Here is a 1,045-nt window from a genome sequence, read left to right on the forward strand (position 1 = left end):
AAAAATGAAAAAGAGCTAGTTACTGTATGAAAAAATCCCGGTTTGAAGCCTGGATTTTTTTTATTCGGCTTTGAAAATACAATTTTTCTATTTGATTCCGTCATTTCAATAAAAGGATTGCAAGTCTTTTTGAATTAATAGATAATATTGGTTAGAATGTTTTGAAAATATTACATAGTTTACAGAAAGAGGAGATCGTTGTGTCCAAGAAGAAAAAATGGCTTATTGGCGGTGCGATATGTGCCGGTGTGCTTGTATTGGCTGGGATCGGCGCTGGCGGTTTTTACTTTTTTACCCACATGAACCAAGTTGCCGTATCATCGGAGCCCTATGCTGAATCGGTCGCGGTATACATGGGAGGAGATTCAGAATCAGGCCAAACGTTTTCTGGAAAGGTTGAACCTGAGAAACAGCAGAAAGTATACATAGATTCAGAAAAAGGCAGCATTAAAAAAACATACGTCAAAGAAGGCGATCAGGTTAAAAAGGGGGATAAGCTTTTTGAGTATGAGGGCGAGGATCATTCTGATGAAGTGGAGCAAGCAAATTTGCAAATTGAAATGACAAATCTGCAAATCAACCGTTTGCAAAAATCAATAACGGAAACGGAAAAGAAGCTGAAAGCGGCAGGAAAAGAAGAGAAAACCCAGCTTCAAGATGAACTTGATCAGGCCAATTTCGATTTGAAAACAAGCCAGCTTGAACTGAAGCAGCATCAAAAAGAACTGGCTGGCCTGACGAAAAACAAAGGTTCCAATGTCATTACAAGCAAGCATGACGGAATCGTTCAAAGCGTCAATCAGGATATCGCTGACGGTGCAACAGGCGACCAGGCAACGGGCCCGTATATCCAGATTGTTTCGACGGGCAAATATCTGGTCAAAAGCCAAATCAATGAGCTGTTAATGGACACGATCAAAAAAGGCAGCAAAGTCAGGGTCACGCTGAAAACAGGCGGTGAGGGCGAGTGGAAAGGAAAGGTCACCTCGATCGGCAAGCTTCCGGCGGGAGCAGGCGAGGGTGAAGAATCAGAAAGCTTTACTGA

General features: G+C 42.3%; 1 protein-coding gene. It reads left to right on the forward strand.

Features of this window, described 5'->3' with window-relative positions; all coding sequences use genetic code 11:
- Positions 1–200 precede the first annotated feature (200 nt).
- Positions 201–1,045 (forward strand): efflux RND transporter periplasmic adaptor subunit (locus ACWHAR_RS23115; protein WP_452087951.1); only part of this gene is annotated, 845 nt, incomplete at its 3' end.

It is taken from the genome of Bacillus sp. LR--39 (assembly GCF_053613335.1).